The following is a 19,052-nucleotide window of genomic DNA, read 5'->3' on the forward strand; positions in this document are numbered from 1 at the left end:
TTTCCTCTGTCTCGCCTTGTCAACTGCCACGCACTGCGCAGTGCGGAAAATCGCCGATCCGGGTCATGACACGCTCGCGGCGGGGTTCGCCACCGACTGGAGCCATTGCCGCAGGGCTCGCGCCACGGCGGGGATCTGCTCTTCGATGAGTGAGAAGTGATCGGCCTCGATCTCGACCGTGTCGCCTCGGTGCTGCCATCCCGGCACCGGTTCGGCGACCTCGAGACCCGGCAGGCCGATGGTGGCGCGCAGATTCAGCGTTGGCGCCGCGATCGGCCGGTTGCGGCGCTCGTGGTAGATCCGCACGTAGTTACCCATCGCGACCAAGGCATGGTCGTCGATGTCGATCAGCTCGTGGCCGCGATCGAGCACCAGGCCGAGCGCGCGGGCGAACACATGGCGCATGAGTTCATCGCCATCGGGCGAATAGGTGTCGAGCAGTGCGACACCCACCGGTCCACGGCCGCGCTCCTCGAGCCGTCCGGCGAGCGCGTGCGCGAGCGCGCCACCGATCGAATAGCCGACGAGAGCGAAGGGACGCGCCTCGGTGGCTTCGGCGGTGGCGGCGGCCAGTTCATCCAGCAGCGCATCCCAGCTCGACGGCAGCGCTTGCCCCGCACGGGCGCCCGGCAACCACAGTGCCGATACACCGAGTTCCCCGCCGAGTTCGCGCGCCAACCGCCCGAACTGATGCGGTCCATTGCCGACCAGGAATGACGGAATGCAAATCAGGGTGGGACCTGCGCCCTCGCGCGCCAGCAGCATCGGTGCCGAAGAACCGTGCGGTGCGGCGCGTTCGCCGTCGACGCTCAGTTTCGCGGTTTCGATCAACAGAGGCAGGGTGGCGGCCACCTCGCCACGCCGGTGCGCAGCCAGCACCAGCTCTGTGAGGGTGCCCCGCACGCCCGTCGTGGCGGGCGGAGCCTGCGCAGGGGCCTGCGAAGCGCCAAGCTGCGCGTGCAGCATCCGGGCGACAGCGACGGCGGTCGGATATTCGAACACCACCGTGGACGGCAATGCCTGTCCGCTGGCCGCGGCGAGGCGGTTGCGGAACTCCACCCCGCCCAGCGAATCGAATCCGAGTTCGGCGAACGGCACCTCGGCGTCGATGGCCTCGGCCGAGCTGTGGCCGAGGACGACCGCGGCGAGCGAGCGGACCTCACGCAGGATGATGTCGTAGCGCTCGGTCTCCGGCGACCTGGCCAGGAGCTGGGCCAGCGAACTCGTCATCTGCTCCGGTCGCGCCGTCGCGGGCGTGCGCACCAGATCGCGCAGCACCGCGGGCAGCATCCCGGAGCGAGCCAGCGCGGTGAGCGCGGACATGTCGAGTATCGCGGTCATCAGGAACGCGTGCCCGGCGGCCAGCGCCCGATCGAACAGCGCCAGGCCGGGCTCCGGGGTGATCGGAAGCAGTCCGAGGCGGGTGCGGATCCGGCGGGCGATATGTTCTCCGCCCGGCTCGGCGACCGCGTCCGCCATACCGAGCGTCCACAGTCCCCACGCCAGTGCGTGCGCGGGCAGGCCCGCTTCCCGGCGATGATGCGCCAGCGCGTCGAGGAAGCGATTGGCCGCCGCGTAATTGCCCTGGCCCTGACCACCGAGCAGCGGTGCGGCAGAGGAAAACAGCACGAAGGCCGACAGATCCAGATCGCGGGTCAATTCGTGCAGGTTCAGCGCCGCATCGGTTTTCGGGCGCAGGACCCGATCCACCTGTTCGGTGGTCATTGCCTCGATGGTGGCGTCGTCGAGTACTCCGGCGGTGTGGATCACGGCGGTCAGCGGGTGGTCTGCGGAGATGGTGCGCAGCAGCCGGGACAGGGCGTCGCGATCGGCCACATCGCATGCGGCTACCCGCACGTGGGCACCCATGCCTTCGAGTTCGGCGGCGAGTTCCCCGGCGCCCTCGGCATCCGGTCCCCGCCGGGAAACCAGGAGCAGTCGCCGCACACCGTGTGCCGTGACCAGATGTCGCGCGGTGAGCGCACCCAATCCGCCGGTGCCGCCGGTGATCAGGACCGTTCCGCTGCCGAACGACAGCGGCCCCGCATCCGGCGCGGCGGCCCGGACCAGCCTCGGGACCAGCATGCCGTTATCGCGCAATGCCACCTGCGGCTCACCGAGCGCGACCGCCCGCAACACAGCGTCTGCCGTCAGCACGGTGGCGTCGTCGTGATCGATCTGCACGATCCGTCCGGGATGTTCCGACTGCGCGCAGGCGATCAGGCCGGAGACGGCCGCCGCCGCCGGATCGCAGGACTTCCCCGGTATCTCGGCAGCGTGCCGGGTCACCACGACCAGCGTGGTGTGCTCGGATCGTGGATCGGCCAGCCAGTTCCGCACCACCGGCAGGGCGATATGGACGCGGCGCCGGGCAGCTGCGGCCATATCCGGCGGAGCGGATACGTCCTCGGAATGCCAGACCGCGATATCCGCAACCGATTGCGCCGCAAGCAGATCGCCCGGCTCCGCGTATTCGGTATCGGCGCCGGGCACTGGCACCCCACCCAGGGCCGCGACGGCTCGCTTGGCGGGGGCGGCCGCTGTGGGCATCGGTGTCCACCGGAGGGTGTACAGGGAATGGGCGGCGCGATCACGATGCAGCATGCGGGCATCGACCGGGCGCGCGGTCAGCGCGTCGATGGCGAGTACGGGCGCGCCCGTGGTGTCGACGGCATCGACTCGAATGCGATCGCCACCATCACGGCCGACGCGCACCCGCAGTGCGGTGGCCTCGTCCCGGTACACGCGAACACCTGCGAAGGCGAAAGGCAGCGGTACCCGTCCGGCATCGGCATCGGCATCGGCATCGGCATCGGCATCGGCGAGACGGTCGATGGCGGGGTGGAAGGCGGCGTCGAGCAGCGCTGGATGGATCCGGAACCGCCGCGCGTCCGCCTCCTCGGGTAGCGACAATTCCGCGAACACCTCCGCACCGCGCGTCCAGGCGCCCCGCACGCCCTGGAAGGCCGGACCGTATCCGAAACCCATCCCGGCCAATCGCTCGTACAGCCGCGCCGCATCGGCCGGTTCGGCACCCACCGGTGGCCAGGTGCGCTCATTCCAGCCCATATCCCCGGTTGCGGTGAGCGGTGCCAGCACACCGGAGCCGTGCAACACCCATTCCACCTCAACGGAATCCGCATCGGGCACGGTCCGGGAATGCACCGAGAAACGCCGGCGACCCGCACCGTCGGCCGCCTCGACGCCGAGCTGAATATCGACGGTCGCCTCGGCATCGAGCAGCAACGGCGATTCCAGCACCAGTTCTTCGATCACGCCCGCGCCCAGCCGGGCGCCCGCAGACAACGCCAACTCCACGAATCCGGTACCGGGCAGCAGTGCGGACCCGAACACCACGTGATCGGCGATCCAGGGATGCGTCCGCGCCGAAACCCTGCCGGTGAACAGCCATTCGTCGCGGCCCGCCACCGGCACCGCGCTCGTGAGGATCGGATGGTCCGCCGCACCCGTCGCTCCGATTCCGGGGGCAAGCCAGTAACGCTGACGTGCGAACGCATAGGTGGGCAAGGGAACCCGACGGGTCTGCCTGCCCGCGAACAATGACTCCCACCTCACCCGGACGCCGGCGATATGGGCTTGTGTCAGCAACGTCACGAACTGGGTGACCTCATCGGCCGATCGTCGTGCCGCAGCCACCACCACCGCAGGCGATCCCGGGTCCGTCCGTCCGGCCAGGCACTCCTGCGTCATCGCCGCCAGTACCGCGTCCGGCCCCATCTCCAGAAAGCGCCGCACCCCCGATTCCACGAGCGTCTGCACGCCCGCCGCGAAGCGCACACATCCCCGGACCTGGTCCACCCAGTACCCGGGCTCGGTCACCTCGGTGCCGGCGGCACCGGATACGGTCGACACGATCGGGATCGACGGCACCCGGTAGCGCAGACCTTCGGCCACCGCACGGAATTCGGCGAGCATCGGCTCCATCAGCACCGAATGAAACGCATGGCCGACCCGCAATCGCGCGACCCGCTTTCCCGCACCGGAGAGCTGCTTCTCCAGCACATCGACGGCGTCAACGGCACCGGACAGCACCACGGCGGCGGGAGCGTTCACCGCCGCGACCGAGATTCGATCCCCGTATTCCGCGAGGATCTCGACGGCTTGCGCCTCGGTGACGGCGACCGCGAGCATCGCCCCACCCGGCGGCAGCGCACCCATCAGCCGTCCCCGCGCCGCCACCAGCAGACACGCGTCCTCGAGTGACCACACCCCCGCCACATACGCGGCGGCGAGCTCCCCGATGGAGTGTCCCGCCAGCACATCCGGGGTGATCCCGAACGATTCCGTCAGCCGGTACATCGCCACTTCGAATGCGAACAACGCGGGTTGCGTCCATTCCGTGCGATCGAGCACACCGTCCGGATCGGCGAACATCACCTCCCGCAGCGGCCGCGCGGATGGCAGGTGCGGATCGAACGCCGCGCAGACCTCGTCCAACGCGGCCGCGAAGACAGGGAACGCGCGATACAGCCGCGCACCCATACCGGCCCGCTGCGCCCCCTGTCCGGTGAACAGGAACGCGGTGCCACCGGCGACGACCGTCCCCGTGGCCACACCGGTGCCCGGCGCGCCCGCCGCGAGTTCCGCCAGCCCCGTCATCAATTGCTCCCGGTCGCGGGCCACCACCGCACCGCGCCGGTCCCAGTGCGTCCGAGTGCCGACCAGCGACGATGCCAGGCTCCACAGGTCGGCATCCGGATCGTCGAGCAGCCACTGCCGCAATCGGTTCGCCTGGGCCCGCAGCGCGTCGGCCGATTTCGCCGACACCAGCACCGGCAGCGCATCCGCCGACTCGAGGGCAACGAGAGGCGGCACCGCGGTCTTCTCGTCGGTGGCGGCATCCGTCTCGGGCGCCTCCTCCACGATCACATGGGCGTTGGTGCCGCTGATTCCGAACGATGACACACCCACCCGGCGCACCCGCGGCCCCGCGGGCCACGGCTGCGCCTCGGTCAGCAATCGCACCGATCCGGCCGACCAATCCACATGTGGTGACGGCGCTTCGACGTGCAGGGTTCGCGGTAGCGTCTCGTGCCGCAACGCCTGCACCATCTTGATCACCCCGCCGACACCAGCGGCAGCCTGCGAATGTCCGATATTCGATTTGAGCGATCCGATCCGCAGGGGTTCGGCTCGGTCCTGCCCGTAGGCCGAGAGCAGCGCCTGGGCCTCGATCGGATCGCCGAGCGGTGTTCCGGTGCCGTGTGCCTCCACCGCGTCGATGTCTGCTGCGGTCAAGCCCGCGTCCGCCAGCGCTGCGCCGATCACCCGTTCCTGCGCGGGACCGTTCGGCGCGGTCAGTCCATTGCTCGCACCGTCCTGATTGACCGCGCTGCCTCGTATCACGGCCAGCACATCGTGGCCGTTGCGGCGCGCGTCCGACAGCCGTTCCAGTACCACCATCCCCACGCCCTCGGCCCATCCCACACCGTCGGCGGCCGAGGAGAATGCTTTACATCGCCCATCCGGCGACAGGCCCCGCTGGCGGGAGAATTCCACGAACAGGCCCGGCGTCGAAATCACGGTCACCCCGCCCGCCAGCATCAGCGAGGTCTCCCCGCGGCGCAGCGACTGGCAGGCCAGATGGATCGCCACCAACGATGACGAACACGCCGTATCAACGGTGAGCGCCGGGCCCTCCAGACCCAACGTGTACGCCACCCGCCCGGACACCACACTGCTCGCCGAGCCGGTCCCCGCGTACCCTTCGGCCGCCGGCCCCGCTTCCCGGGCCAGGTATCCGTAGTCCTCGTACATCACCCCGGCGATCACGCCGGTATCACTGCCCCGCAACGCCGCCGGTTCGAGACCCGCGTCCTCCAACGCCTGCCACGACACTTCCAGCAACTGCCGCTGCTGCGGATCCATCGCGGCGGCCTCGCGCGGGCCGATCCCGAAGAATGCCGCGTCGAAATCCCCTGCCCCGCGCAGGAAGCCGCCTTCGCGGGTGTAGGACTTGCCGAATCGGTCGGGATCGGGATCGTAGAGCTCGGCCACGTCCCAGCCGCGGTCCGCCGGGAAGCCGCCGACGGCGTCGGTACCGGAGGCGACCAGATCCCAGAGCTGGCGTGGTGATTCGACGCCGCCGGGATAGCGGCAGCTCATGCCGACGATCGCTATCGGCTCGCTGATCCGTTCCCGCAGCCGGGTCAGATCCTCGCGGGTCGCCATGAGTTCCACGGTGACCTTCTTCAGGTACTCCAGCATGCGCTCGGATGAATCACCGGCACTTGTATTCACGTTCACATCCAGGGGTGTCGCAAGGTCGTCGACGAGTCCCGCGCGCGGGCGGGATCGGTGAATTCCGTTGTGTTCGGCCGGGTATCCGGTGGTGGTGCCGACAGCACGACTCAGCGGCGTACGGCAGTGGCATCGCACCGGCTGCCACACCAGGCAGGCGTCGTTACCACGCCTGCCTGCGGGCATCGGACCGGGCAGCTCAATAGGGTGCGTCGACCCGATCGGCACAACATGCGCGGGGTCCGCGGTTCGCTACTGAAGGGTTCTATGAACGGCGGCTCACGCGCACGTCAGATGCACGAACTGGACTGGCCGGCGCTCATCGAATGACATTCAGGTGAATTACCTTTTCGCCGTGACGAAAAGGTACGCGGGTATTCGTACTTTACGCGTCATCCACCCGCCGTCAGTGCCCCCCACTTCCCATTCAGAGGAAGAACCCAGCACCTATTCCTCACTTCTCTTCACCGTGCCACAACCGCGAGCAGCCGAGCTGCTCACTGGTAGCTGAGCTTGCCATTCGAATAGATATCTCGCAACCGGTAGCCGATCCCGAAGTTTGCTCGGACCTGGCGGGGCAGCTTCGAGAGTTCCCGAGCAGCAATGTCATTCGACATAGCCATGACAAATAGCAGCATGTCCGATGGCGCCACATGGAACAGAAGATGATTTCCCGATGAAATCCAGGAAGCCTGTCCTGGATACGAATATCCATGCGTCGGATCGACCTCGCGTGAATTCGAGGCCAGAAAATACCGAACAGCGCAGTTTCACCATATTCCGCACCACGGTCGATCGACTATGCACGAATCGGTCGAATTCGACAAACTTGCGCACTTCCCAATTTTGGGAGGTTAGGCATACCGGGCGGAGAACCGAGTGTCACCGCCCGGGTCCGGGTGAGCGCCCTTGCTGCCGCGGTCGCCATCGATCTGGTCTTCGTGGCGGTTCGCGCTACCACAATCGAGCCCGCCACTGCTGTGCAGACCTTCTTGTTGACCACGGTGACACACCTCCATGTGTGACCGTTGTTGTGACCGTTTTGAGCGTCACACCCGGTATTCGAGCTGATCTCCAGAGACGACAAAGGCCCCGCACCGGTTGTCTCCGGTGCGGGGCCTCCGCTGAAAGAGCTGCTGGGAGCTACTTTTCACTCACTGAACATCACTTATTTGCCAGTGCCTTCGCCTCGCGACGACGACGGTGCAGGATGGGCTCGGTGTAGCCGTTGGGCTGCTTGGTGCCCTCCAGGATCAGTTCCTTGGCGGCCTGGAAAGCGACGCTGCCCGCGAAATCGGGCGCCATCGGCCGGTAGGTCGCGTCACCGGCGTTCTGGCGATCGACCACCGGAGCCATCCGCTCCAGGCTGGCCACCACGTCGTCGGCGGAGACGATGCCGTGCCGCAGCCAGTTGGCCATCAGCTGGCTGGAGATGCGCAGGGTGGCGCGGTCTTCCATGAGCGCGACGTCCTTGATGTCGGGCACCTTGGAGCAGCCGACGCCCTGGTCGATCCAGCGCACCACGTAGCCGAGGATGGACTGGGAGTTGTTGTCGAGCTCCTGCTGCTTGTCCTCGGCCGACCAGTTGGTGTCGGCGGCGAGCGGGATCTGCAGGATCTGGTCGACGGTGGCGCGGGCGCCGCCCTTGGCCAGCTCGGCCTGCCGCTTGAACACATCCACCAGGTGGTAGTGGGTGGCGTGCAGGGTGGCGGCGGTGGGCGAGGGCACCCAGGCTGTGTTGGCGCCCGCCTTCGGGTGGCCGATCTTCTGGACCAGCATGTCGGCCATCAGATCGGGCATGGCCCACATGCCCTTGCCGATCTGCGCCTTGCCCGGCAGGCCGGTGGCCAGGCCGGTGTCGACGTTCCAGTCCTCGTAGGAGGCGATCCACTGCTGGGCCTTCATATCGGCCTTGCGGACCATCGGCCCGGCCTCCATGGAGGTGTGGATCTCGTCGCCGGTGCGGTCGAGGAAGCCGGTGTTGATGAAGACCACGCGCTCCTGAGCGGCCGCGATACAGGCCTTCAGGTTGACGGTGGTGCGGCGCTCCTCGTCCATGATGCCGACCTTGAGGGTGTTGCGGTCCACACCGATGACGTCTTCGATCCGGCCGAACAGCTCGTTGGTGAAGGCGACCTCGTCGGGGCCGTGCATCTTCGGCTTCACGATGTACACCGAGCCCGTACGGCTGTTCTTCAGCTTCGTGTCGCCGCTGAGGGCGTGTTTGGCGATCAGCGAGGTGATCAGGCCGTCCATGATGCCCTCGGGCACCTCGTTGCCCTCGGCGTCGAGGATGGCGTCGGAGGTCATCAGGTGACCGACGTTGCGCACGAACAGCAGCGAACGGCCGTGCAGGGCCAGCTCGGAACCGTCGAGCGCGGTGTAGACACGATCGGGGTTCATGGTGCGGGTGAAGCTCTTGCCGCCCTTGCTGACCTCTTCGGACAGGTCGCCCTTCATCAGGCCGAGCCAGTTGCGGTAGCAGAGCACCTTGTCCTCGGCGTCGACCGCGGCGACCGAGTCCTCGAAGTCCATGATCGTGGTGACCGCGGACTCCAGCACGACGTCCTTCACGCCGGCGGTGTCGGTGCTGCCGATCGGCGACTCGGGATCGATCTGGATCTCGATGTGCAGCCCGTTGTGCTCGAGCAGGATCGAGGTCGGAGACTCGGGGTCACCCAGGTAGCCGACCAGCTGGGAGGCGTCGGCCAGGCCGATCTCGGTGCCGTCCTCGAGGCCGACTTCCAGCTCACCGTCGACGATCTTGTACGAGGAGGAGCCGATGTGTGAGCCGGTGATCAGGGTGACCGAGTCGTCGAGGAAGTTGCGCGCCCACTCGATGACCTTGTCGCCGCGCACCTTGTTGTAGCCGGTGCCCTTGTCCGCGCCATTGGCCTCGGAGATGGCATCGGTGCCGTAGAGGGCGTCGTAGAGCGAGCCCCAGCGCGCGTTGGCCGCGTTGATCGCGAAGCGCGCGTTCATCACCGGCACCACCAGCTGCGGACCCGCGGTGGTCGCGATCTCGTCGTCGACGTTCTGGGTGGCGATCTGGAATTCGGCCGGTTCGGGACGCAGGTACCCGATCTCGGTCAGGAAGTTCTTGTAGGCGGCCTTGTCGTAGTTCGCGCCGGGGTTCTCGCCGTGCCAGGCGTCGAGCTTGCCCTGGATCTCGTCGCGTTCGGCCAGCAGGGCACGGTTGCGCGGGGCGAGATCGTTGATGATCTGCTCCGCGCCGGCCCAGAACGCGGCGGAATCCACGCCGGTACCCGGAAGCGCCTGGTTCTCGACGAACTCGTGGAGAACGCCGGCCACCTGGAGCCCGCCGACCTGAATCCGCTCTGTCATCTAAGCCTCACTTGTAGAGAAAACGGGTAGGAAAGTCGCAGCCATGTTACCCGCCGGTAGTGCTACGACCGTGCGTCGGGGTCAACACCGGCACCGGCCGGTCTGTTCCCGCCGCCACCGACCCTACCGGGCCTTTTACCGCGCATTCGCAGGCCATCCGGCCATCCGCGCGACCCTTGATGCGGTCTGTGGGGGTGGATAGTGTGCTCAACGGAACACCTGCGAAACCCGGCCATCCGGGGTTCAGCGCCGACGCCGACGAAAGGCCGACCATGGCTTGGGATTTCGAGACCGATCCGGAGTACCAGGCGAAGCTGGACTGGGCCGCCCAGTTCGTCCGCACCGAGGTCGAGCCGCTCGACCTGCTCTATCCGAACCCCTACGACCGCACCGACACCGAGGCCATGGCGCTCATGCGTCCGTTGAAGGAGAAGGTGAAGGAGCAAGGCCTGTGGGCGTGTCATCTGGGCCCGGAGTTGGGCGGCCCCGGATTCGGCCAGATGAAGCTGGCGCTGCTCAACGAGGTGCTCGGCACGTCGGTGTGGGCGCCGTCGGTCTTCGGTTGTCAGGCGCCCGATTCCGGGAACGCGGAGATCCTGGCGCATTACGGGACCGAGCAGCAGAAAGAGCAGTATCTCCAACCGCTGCTGGCAGGCGAGATCGGCTCCTGCTATGTCATGACCGAACCCACGGGTGGTTCGGTCATGACCTTGTTCAAGGCTCGGGCGGTGCGCGACGGCGACCACTGGGTCATCAACGGCGAGAAGTGGTTCAACTCCAACGCCCAGTTCGCGGCCTTCCACATCGTCATGGTGGTGACCAACCCTGACGTCAGCCCGTATCAGGGCATGTCGATGTTCATCGTGCCCGCAGGCACTCCCGGCCTGGAGATCGTGAAGAACTTCCACGTGCACGGTTTCAGCGAGCACGAGGGGCATCTGCGTTTCACCGATGTCCGGGTACCGGCAGATCACCTGCTCGGCGCCGAAGGCCAGGGCTTCATCGTCGCGCAGACCCGCCTCGGCGGCGGGCGGGTGCATCACGCCATGCGTACGGTCGCGTTGGTGCGTAAGACCTTCGACATGATGTGCGAGCGCGCGGTGTCACGTCCGATGCGCAAGGGCCCACTCGGCGGGCTCCAGATGACCCAGGAACGCATCGCCGACAGCTGGATCGAAATGGAACAGTTCCGGCTGCTGGTGTTGCGCACCGCGTGGCGCATCGACAAGGAGCAGGACTATCTGAAGGTGCGCAAAGACATCGCGGCGATCAAGGTCGCGATGCCGAAGGTGATGCACGATATCGCCCAGCGCGCGCTGCACCTGCACGGCGCACTCGGCGTCAGCCAGGATCTACCGTTCGTCGACATGATGAACTACGCCGAGGTCATGGCCATCGCGGATGGTCCTACCGAGGTCCACAAGATCACGCTCGCAAAAGAGGTGCTGAAGGACTACGCACCCGGCGACCCGGTGTACCCGTCGGGGTATCGGCCCGCACTGCGCGAGCAGGCTCGAGAGCACATCGCCCAGCGTCTGGAGCACATCGTCGGGAATCTGTGAACAGAACCCCCGGCCCGACTCGCCGGGTGATGGCCTGGCGGCCCTCGGCTCGGCTCGGCTCGGCTCGGCTCGGCTCGGCTCGGAAGTGTTCGGGCCGATCCGGCCGAGTGCTCGGTGAACTCCTCGGCTGTTGCCCGATCGAGCCTGGTCCGGGGTGCCGTTCGCGCCCGGATCGGAGTTGAATGAGGGCAAGGCTCGCGGCGGGTCGGCGCTCGCGCTCGTCGCGAACGTGGCCATGAGGACGAGGAGATGGCCGTGAAACGGATCGCGCGGTCACCGCTGACCTGGGTTCTCGCCTTGATCGTCGCCACCGGCCTCGGCATCGGCCTGGCTTATTTCCAGCCATGGAAGCTGTTCACCAACACCACCGTCAACGAGGCCGTGCCGACCGTCGCGGCGTCGATCTCCCCCGGCGCACCCGCTCCGCAGCCGCAGCTACTGGCCCGCGGCGCCCTCATCTCGCACGAGCACGGCACATCCGGCACGGTGGCCGTGCTCGGGTTTCCCGACGGTAGCCGGGTCCTGCGGCTGGAGAATCTGGACACCTCCGATGGACCCGACCTGCATGTCTGGCTCTCGGACGCTCCTGTGCTGTCCGGGCGCGACGGCTGGGGCGTCTTCGATGACGGCGCCTATGTCGATTTGGGCAAGCTCCGCGGCAACAAGGGCAACCAGAACTATCCGATTCCGGCCGAGGTCGACCTGACACGGCTGACCAGCGTGTCCATCTGGTGCGACCGGTTCAACGTCTCCTTCGGTGCTGCCGTCCTCCAACAGGCGTGACCGCAGGCGCCGGACGCCCGCCGAAAAATGGCCCGACAACACGGCATCCGGTGTGCCACCATGAATTCGATGATCGACCGCATCCGGCGGTGATCGACGAGAACTCAGGAGAGGAGGAGGTGGCTTTGCATTCGAAGAATCCGATGGAGCAGTGGGCTCCGGCCGTATTCGCCCAGGCGCGGCTGATGGCCGGCATCGCGAGCGTGGAACTCGAGTCCGGCCGCCTCCAGGACGGCCGCTGATCCCAGCCCCGCTCCCCAATCCTCACTTCCCTGATACCTCCTTCTCGCTCTCCCGAAACATGGTGATTCCCATGCTGATACGCCATGCCACCGCCGCGGTGGCGCCGTCTGCCGACAACTGGATACACACCCCGGTGCTGGTACTCAATGCCAGCTACGAGGCGATCGACGAGATCGCCGCCGACCGCGCGGTGGTGCTGTTGCTCAGCGGTGCCGCCGAATCGGTCGCCGACCGGGAGCCGCACTTCCCCATCCGCTCCAAGCACCTGGAAATCGTGCTTCCCGAGACGGTCCGGCTGCTGCGCTACGTCTACCTCGAGCACGCGACCCGAGTGCGCGACGAGAGCCGGGCGACCTTGGCCGGGGTACTGCGCCGCGACAAGCACCGGTGCGGTTACTGCGCGGCATGGGCGCGCACCGTCGACCACATCCGCCCGCGCAGCCGGGGCGGGCCCAATACCTGGGCCAACCTCATCGCCTGCTGCGCGCCGTGCAACACCACGAAAGCCGACCGCACGCCCGAGGAGGCGGGGATGCGGCTGCTGTGGGAGCCCAAGGCACCCGATCCGCTGGCCAAGCATCAGCGGCGCATCTGGAAGCAGCTCGCCGCCACCACCTGAACAGATCCGCAGGAAGGAGAGGATCGCCATGACCGTCACCACCTTGACCGACCTGCTCCCGCTGTCGGACAGCAGGGAGTGGCATCGCGCCGCGTGCCGCGGTGACCCCAACCATGAGGCCTGGTTCCCGTACCCTTCGCAGGACTTCGCCTACGCCCGCACCGTCTGCGCTGGTTGCCCCATCCGGGTGGCGTGCGAAGACTTCGCCGAGCGCACCGGCCAGTCCGGCGTATGGGGCGGGCACGAGTTCGACCGCGGGCGGGTGATCCGCGACTGATCAGAGCTGTGGCCCGTCGCCGTTCGATCGGCGGCGGGCCACAGCCCGTATGTGGCGGCACACACACGCATACACTCGTGCCCCGTGGGTACACATCGCAGCCGTTCCAGGTCCCGGGGCATCAGCAAAGGTCCCGTTATCACCGTGGTGGCTGTGCTGCTACTCGTCGGGGCCGTGTTCGGATGGTTCCAGTTACGCGACCGCTCCAGCAGTAGCACCAGCGCGGCGGCCGCGGAGTGCGTCGAAGGCGACACAGTCCTCAATGTGACCGTCGATCCGTCGCTCGCCGCCACGGTGCGCGCGATCGCCGATCGGTACAACGCCACCGAACCGATCGTCGGCGATCACTGCGCGACCGTGCAGATCGAGGCGCAACCCGCCGCGGCGGTGGTCGCCGCGTTCACCAGCAATACCCCGTGGGATCCGGCGTTGGGCCCGCAGCCCGCACTGTGGATTCCCGAGTCGATGCGCCAGATCGAATCGGTGCGTGTCCCGGGACTCATCCAAGGCACCCCGGCGTCGGTGGCGGTCAGCCCGATCGCGCTGGCGGTACCCGGCGAACTGGGTGCGGCATTGGAGCGTAGCGGGATCACCTGGGCAGATCTGCCTCGCCTGCAACGTAGTTCACTCGGTGAGCTGCAACTGCCGTGGGGCGGGCTCGGGATGGCGGTGCCGTCCGGCGATGCCACGTTGGCCGCCGCCACCGCGGTTGCGTCCGGGGTATCGGGCGTCGACCCGCTCACCGAGGACGCCGCACAGTCCGGCCAGGTCGTCGCCGCGGTGTCCGCACTGGCCGCCACGGCACCCGACATCCCCGACACCGCCGCCGCACTCGGCGCGCTCACCGCGACGCCACCCGCCGCCGCCACCATCCACGCGGTCGCCGCTACCCAGCAGCAAATCAATGCGCACGGCGGGCTCGACGCATTCGTCCCGGCCGGGGCGGCTCCAGTCGCCGACTACCCCACGGCCATGATGACCGGACACTGGGTCGACACCACCCAGAACATGGTTGCGGGTGTCTTCGCCGACTACCTCCGCGCTCCGCAGCAGGCCGCGGATTTCGCCGCTGCCGGATTCGGCGGTGCGCCCGCGACGACCGCGCCAGTGCCGACACGTGCCACACTGGACAAGGTCCGCGCCACCCTGGCCGATCCCGTGCTCGGAGTCTCGGCAACCGTCCTGATCGACGTCTCGGCCTCGATGGGCAGCAACGACGGCTCCACCCCACGCCTGACCAACACCCTCGGCGCGCTGCGCTCGACGATGAACGTCATGCCGCCGGATTTCGGTCTCGGCGTATGGACCTTCGGGAAGAACCTCGACGGGACCACTCCCTACCGAGTGCAGTCGGCGACCGCGCCATTGGCCGCCGAACACCGGACCGCGGTCACCGAGTCGCTGGACAGCATCCGCCCAACCGGCCTGAAAACCGATCAGTGCTATCCCGCACTGCTTGCCGCCTACCGCGCCGCCGTCGCCGGATACACCACAGGCCGGACCAATTCGATCCTGGTGATCACCGACGGCCCCGACGACGATTCCGCACTCACCGGAACCCAGCTGCTCGCCGACCTCACCGCCGCCACCGACGCGTCCACACCGGTCCGGGTGGACGTCATCGTCGTCGGCGGGGAAGGCACCGACACCTTGCGCACGGTCAGCGAACAGACCGGCGGCACCTACACCCGGGTGCCGACCTCCAACGACATCAGCTTCGGTACCGCGATGGTGCAGGCTCTCACCACGACGTAGCAGTAGAAACCGGTCGGCGTTGGTCGCCAGATCGAACTGCCCGGCGCCCGTCGCAACGGCCGCATCATTCACCGGCAGTGGTGAATTGTCGCCGAGCGGAACTGTCCTCCGCCTCAGACCGATCCATCGAAAGGAATACGGGCAAGCACTCCCGATTCCATTGCAACCGTGATGATTCCGTCCGGTCCCGCGACCAGTCCGTGCGGCTCGGCGCCGGGCAATTCCATCCCACTGATCTCGCCCGCGGTGGTGATCCGGCCGAGGCGGCCCGCGCCCCATTCGGTGAACCACAGCGCATTATCCGGTCCGGTGATGATGGCGTGGGGTCGCGCGTTGCGGTCGGGCAAAGCGAACTCGTCGATGTCACCGCTGGTGGTGATGCGGCCGACCTGGCCAGCACCGATCTCCACAAACCACAGCGCACCGTCGGGGCCCACGGTGATACCGACCGGGTTGGCCGATTCGGTGGGCAGCGGGTACACGGTGATCTCACCAGCCGTGGTGATCCGCCCGATCGCATTGCCGAGGTTGAGGGTGAACCACAGCGCCCCATCGGGTCCCGCGACGATCATCGAGGGCATGCCCTCGACCGGGAAGCGGGTGATCGCACCACCGTCGCCGAGCCTGGCGATATGGCCGGATTGCAATTCGGTGAACCACAACGCGTCGTCCGGGCCCACGCACAGTCCGTAAGGCGCGTCTGCCGCGATGCTCGACCGGTTGCCGTCGGCCGTGATCCGGCCGATCCGGTTGCCGCGAAACTCGGTGAACCACAGCGCATCATCGGGACCGGCGACGATCACGGTCGGCTGCCCGTCCACGGGATCGAGGGCGAAGATGTCCACCCGGCCGTCGTGGTACCGGCCGACCGCCCCGGTTGTCGCCATGGTAAACCAGAGCGCACCGTCGCCGGCGATCGCCACCCCGTACGGGGCGCCCGGAACTTCGATCGAATGAATAGTGTCAGCCAAGCCCGCAGGTTCCCTTCTCGATTCAGTTGCTGTGCCCACCGCGGGCCTCGACTGCATGGTCGAGCCTCAATCGCAACTTGTATAGCCTTAAGATACCGACGCATCCGAGCCCGTCACCGCAGCCGATGCTGCAGCGGCCGCCCGGGCCGCCCTCGCGGCCGCCGGCGCCGGCGCACTCTGAAAGCCCGAACCACTCGCCGTTACCCCGTTCAGCGGCGCCACAATCAGCGGGCAGCAGTCGAACCGCGCCGTACGCCGCGGCCAAATGCGGCCGCCCGCGCCCGCACAGGCCACCGATCTCACTCGTCGGCAACGTGATTCCCCGATCCAGCTGTCCGCAACCGCAAGCGGAGGGACAGGAGCAGCAAAGATCGCCCCACACTGCTGTGGCAGAACGGAGTGGTCATGCCGCTGGCCAACACGCCTGCGAAACGGCTGCGCCGCCTCGGCCAAGGGGACCGAGGCGGCGCAGGTCGCGGGTTCTAGTCGGTGTAGGCGTCCAGCGGCGGGCAGGAGCAGACCAGGTTGCGGTCACCGAAGGCACCGTCGATGCGGCGGACCGGCGGCCAGACCTTGGCACGCGAGTGGCCGAGACCGCGTGGGTAGACCGCGATTTCGCGGCTGTAGGGGTGGTCCCACTCCCCCACCAGGCTCGCGGCGGTGTGCGGTGCGCCGCGCAGCGGGTTGTCGGTCACCGGCCACACGCCCGCGCCGACCTGATCGATCTCGCGACGGATCGCGATCATCGCCTCGATGAAATCATCCAGCTCGGCGAGATCTTCGCTCTCGGTCGGCTCGACCATCAGCGTGCCCGCCACCGGGAAGCTCATGGTCGGCGCGTGGAAACCGTAGTCGGCCAGGCGCTTTGCCACATCGTCGACGGTGACGCCGGTCTGCTTGGTGATCTCACGCAGATCCAGGATGCACTCGTGGGCGACCATGCCGTTCTCACCGGTGTAGAGCACCGGGAAATGCTCGTCCAGACGGCGGGCGATGTAGTTGGCCGACGCGATCGCCGACAGCGTGGCCCGGCGCAGCCCGTCGGCGCCCATCATCCGGATGTAGGCCCAGGTGATCGGCAGGATCGATGCCGAACCGTACTTCGCCGCCGACACCGCATGCGAACCCGCCTCCAGCGGATCACCCGGCAGGTACTGCTGCAGATGCGAGCGCACTGCCACCGGTCCGACACCGGGTCCGCCCCCACCGTGCGGGATGCAGAAGGTCTTGTGCAGGTTCAAATGGCTGACGTCGCCACCGAATCGGCCCGGCCGCGCCAGCCCGACCAGCGCGTTCAGGTTCGCGCCGTCGATATAGACCTGGCCACCGGCGTCGTGCACCAACGCGCACAGTTCGGCGACCTCGTGTTCGTACACGCCGTGCGTAGACGGGTAGGTGATCATGATGCAGGCCAGCCGGTCGGCGTGATCGGCGATCTTGGCGCGCAAATCGTCCAGGTCGACGTCGCCGTTGTCCCGGCAGGCCACCACCTCGACCCGCAGGCCCGCCATGGCCGCCGAGGCCGCGTTCGTGCCGTGCGCACTGGACGGGATCAGGCAGGTATCGCGGTGGGTGTCACCGCGATCGAGGTGATAGCGGCGGATCGCCAGCAGACCGGCGTATTCGCCCTGGCTGCCGGCATTCGGTTGAAGGCTCACCGAGTCGTAGCCGGTGATCGACGAGAGCCACCCCTCCAGATCGGCGATCAGGCGCAGCAGACCGGGCGCGTCCTCGACCGGCGCGTACGGGTGCACCCGCGCGAAGCCGGGCCAGGTGATCGCTTCCATCTCGGCGGTAGCGTTCAGTTTCATGGTGCAGGAACCGAGCGGAATCATGCTGCGGTCCAAGGCGATGTCCTTGTCGGAGAGCCTGCGCAGGTAGCGCAGCATCGCGGTCTCGGTGCGGTAGTTGGTGAACGCGGGATGGGTCAGGAACTCCGAGGTGCGGGTCTCGATCGACACCGGCGCGCTACCCTGGTTCTCCGAAGGCAGTGCGGTGCCGAAGGATTCGAGCACAGCAGCGACGTGCGCACCAGTCGTCGCCTCGTCACAGGCGATACCGACATGGTCGGCGTCCACCAGCCGCAGGTTGATACCACGCGACTTCGCCTTGCCCACAACGGCTTCCGCCCCACCGGGCACGTGCGCGAGCACAGTGTCGAAGAACCGCTCATGCACCACCGCACCGTCCAGCCCTGCTGCGATCGCGGCGGCATGCCCGTGCACACGCCGCGCGATGGCGCGCAGGCCGTCCGCTCCGTGGTAGCTGGCGTACATGCCGGCGACGATGGCAAGCAGCACCTGCGCCGTACAGATGTTGGAGGTGGCCTTCTCTCGGCGAATGTGCTGTTCACGGGTCTGCAAAGCGAGCCGGTAGGCGGGCGCGCCATCGGCGTCGACCGACACACCGACCAGACGACCCGGCAGCTGACGTGCATGCTTGGCATGCACCGACAGATATCCGGCGTGCGGACCGCCGAAGCCCATCGGCACACCGAACCGCTGCGTGGTGCCGAAGCAGGCATCGGCACCCAGCTCACCCGGCGATGTGATCAAGGTCAGCGCCAGCAGATCCGCGCCGACGGCAACCAGCGCGCCCCGCGCATGGGCGGCCTCGATGATCGGTGCCACGTCCACGATCCGTCCGGACGCCCCGGGAACCTGGGCCAGCACGCCGAAGAAATCACCGTCGGGCAACTGCCCGCCGGACAGATCTGCTTCCACGATCTCGATGCCGAGCGGTTCGGCACGGGTGTAGAGGATGGTCCGGGTCTGCGGGAACAGATCGGTATCGATCAGCAGACGAGCCGAGGCGGAGCGGTTCGCGCGCCGCAGCAGTGTCATCGCCTCGGCGGCGGCGGTGGCCTCGTCCAGCATGGACGCATTGGCGACCTCCATGCCGGTCAGATCCGACACCATGGTCTGGAAGTTGAGCAGCGCCTCGAGCCTGCCCTGGCTGATCTCGGGCTGATACGGGGTGTAGGCGGTGTACCAGGCCGGATTCTCCAGCAGGTTGCGCACCAGCACCGGCGGGGTCAACGTGTCGTAGTAGCCGAGCCCGATCATCGAGGTCGCGACGGTGTTGGAATGCGCGAGGGCGGCGAGTTCGGCCAGCGCTTCGTGTTCGCTCACTGCGGGCGGGAGCGCGGCCGGCAGGGAATCGTCGAGGATCCCGGCGGGAATCGCGGCGGTGGCCAGATCATCGAGCGAGCCGACGCCGACGACGGGCAACATCCG

The 19,052-nt window shown here is 67.6% G+C and carries 10 protein-coding genes; 6 read left to right on the top strand and 4 right to left on the bottom strand.

The features are described 5' to 3' along the window. Nucleotides 1-63: 63 nt before the first annotated feature. Both ACFXNW_RS21965 and ACFXNW_RS21970 read right to left on the bottom strand, forming a co-directional pair. Nucleotides 64-6,228, bottom strand: a complete 6,165-nt coding sequence (locus tag ACFXNW_RS21965; RefSeq protein WP_379419766.1) for a type I polyketide synthase — start codon at nt 6,226-6,228, stop codon at nt 64-66. Nucleotides 6,229-7,425: 1,197 nt separating this feature from the next. After that, nucleotides 7,426-9,606 (bottom strand): malate synthase G, encoded by a 2,181-nt coding sequence (locus ACFXNW_RS21970; protein WP_379419598.1) that lies wholly within the window; start codon nt 9,604-9,606, stop codon nt 7,426-7,428. A gap of 272 nt (nt 9,607-9,878) precedes the next feature. Between ACFXNW_RS21970 and ACFXNW_RS21975 the strand changes: the two genes are divergently transcribed. The 6 genes from ACFXNW_RS21975 to ACFXNW_RS22000 all read left to right on the top strand — a co-directional run bounded on the left by ACFXNW_RS21975 (nt 9,879) and on the right by ACFXNW_RS22000 (nt 14,845). Continuing rightward, complete coding sequence (locus ACFXNW_RS21975; RefSeq protein ID WP_379419767.1) at nt 9,879-11,168, top strand: acyl-CoA dehydrogenase family protein; 1,290 nt, start codon at nt 9,879-9,881, stop codon at nt 11,166-11,168. 249 nt (nt 11,169-11,417) lie between these two features. After that, nucleotides 11,418-11,951, top strand: a complete 534-nt coding sequence (locus ACFXNW_RS21980; RefSeq protein ID WP_379419599.1) for a DM13 domain-containing protein — start codon at nt 11,418-11,420, stop codon at nt 11,949-11,951. Between the two features lie 119 nt (nt 11,952-12,070). Next, a complete protein-coding gene (locus ACFXNW_RS21985) occupies nt 12,071-12,193 on the top strand; it encodes a hypothetical protein (protein ID WP_379419600.1) in 123 nt (40 codons plus the stop codon). A gap of 71 nt (nt 12,194-12,264) precedes the next feature. After that, a complete protein-coding gene (locus ACFXNW_RS21990; RefSeq protein WP_379419601.1) occupies nt 12,265-12,813 on the top strand; it encodes an HNH endonuclease in 549 nt (182 codons plus the stop codon). Nucleotides 12,814-12,841: 28 nt separating this feature from the next. After that, nucleotides 12,842-13,090 (top strand): WhiB family transcriptional regulator, encoded by a 249-nt coding sequence (locus ACFXNW_RS21995; RefSeq protein ID WP_379419602.1) that lies wholly within the window; start codon nt 12,842-12,844, stop codon nt 13,088-13,090. A gap of 144 nt (nt 13,091-13,234) precedes the next feature. After that, nucleotides 13,235-14,845 (top strand): VWA domain-containing protein, encoded by a 1,611-nt coding sequence (locus tag ACFXNW_RS22000; protein WP_379419603.1) that lies wholly within the window; start codon nt 13,235-13,237, stop codon nt 14,843-14,845. A gap of 113 nt (nt 14,846-14,958) precedes the next feature. Here the strand turns inward: ACFXNW_RS22000 and ACFXNW_RS22005 are convergent, their stop codons facing one another. Together ACFXNW_RS22005 and gcvP are read right to left on the bottom strand one after the other, a co-directional pair. Continuing rightward, nucleotides 14,959-15,816: a virginiamycin B lyase gene (locus tag ACFXNW_RS22005; protein ID WP_379419604.1), complete on the bottom strand. Its 858-nt coding sequence runs from the start codon at nt 15,814-15,816 to the stop codon at nt 14,959-14,961. A 482-nt stretch (nt 15,817-16,298) separates the two neighbouring features. Next, nucleotides 16,299-19,049: an aminomethyl-transferring glycine dehydrogenase gene (gene gcvP / locus ACFXNW_RS22010; protein WP_379419768.1), complete on the bottom strand. Its 2,751-nt coding sequence runs from the start codon at nt 19,047-19,049 to the stop codon at nt 16,299-16,301. Nucleotides 19,050-19,052: the final 3 nt, after the last annotated feature.

This window comes from Nocardia sp. NPDC059180, assembly GCF_042754945.1.
Lineage (GTDB): Bacteria > Actinomycetota > Actinomycetes > Mycobacteriales > Mycobacteriaceae > Nocardia.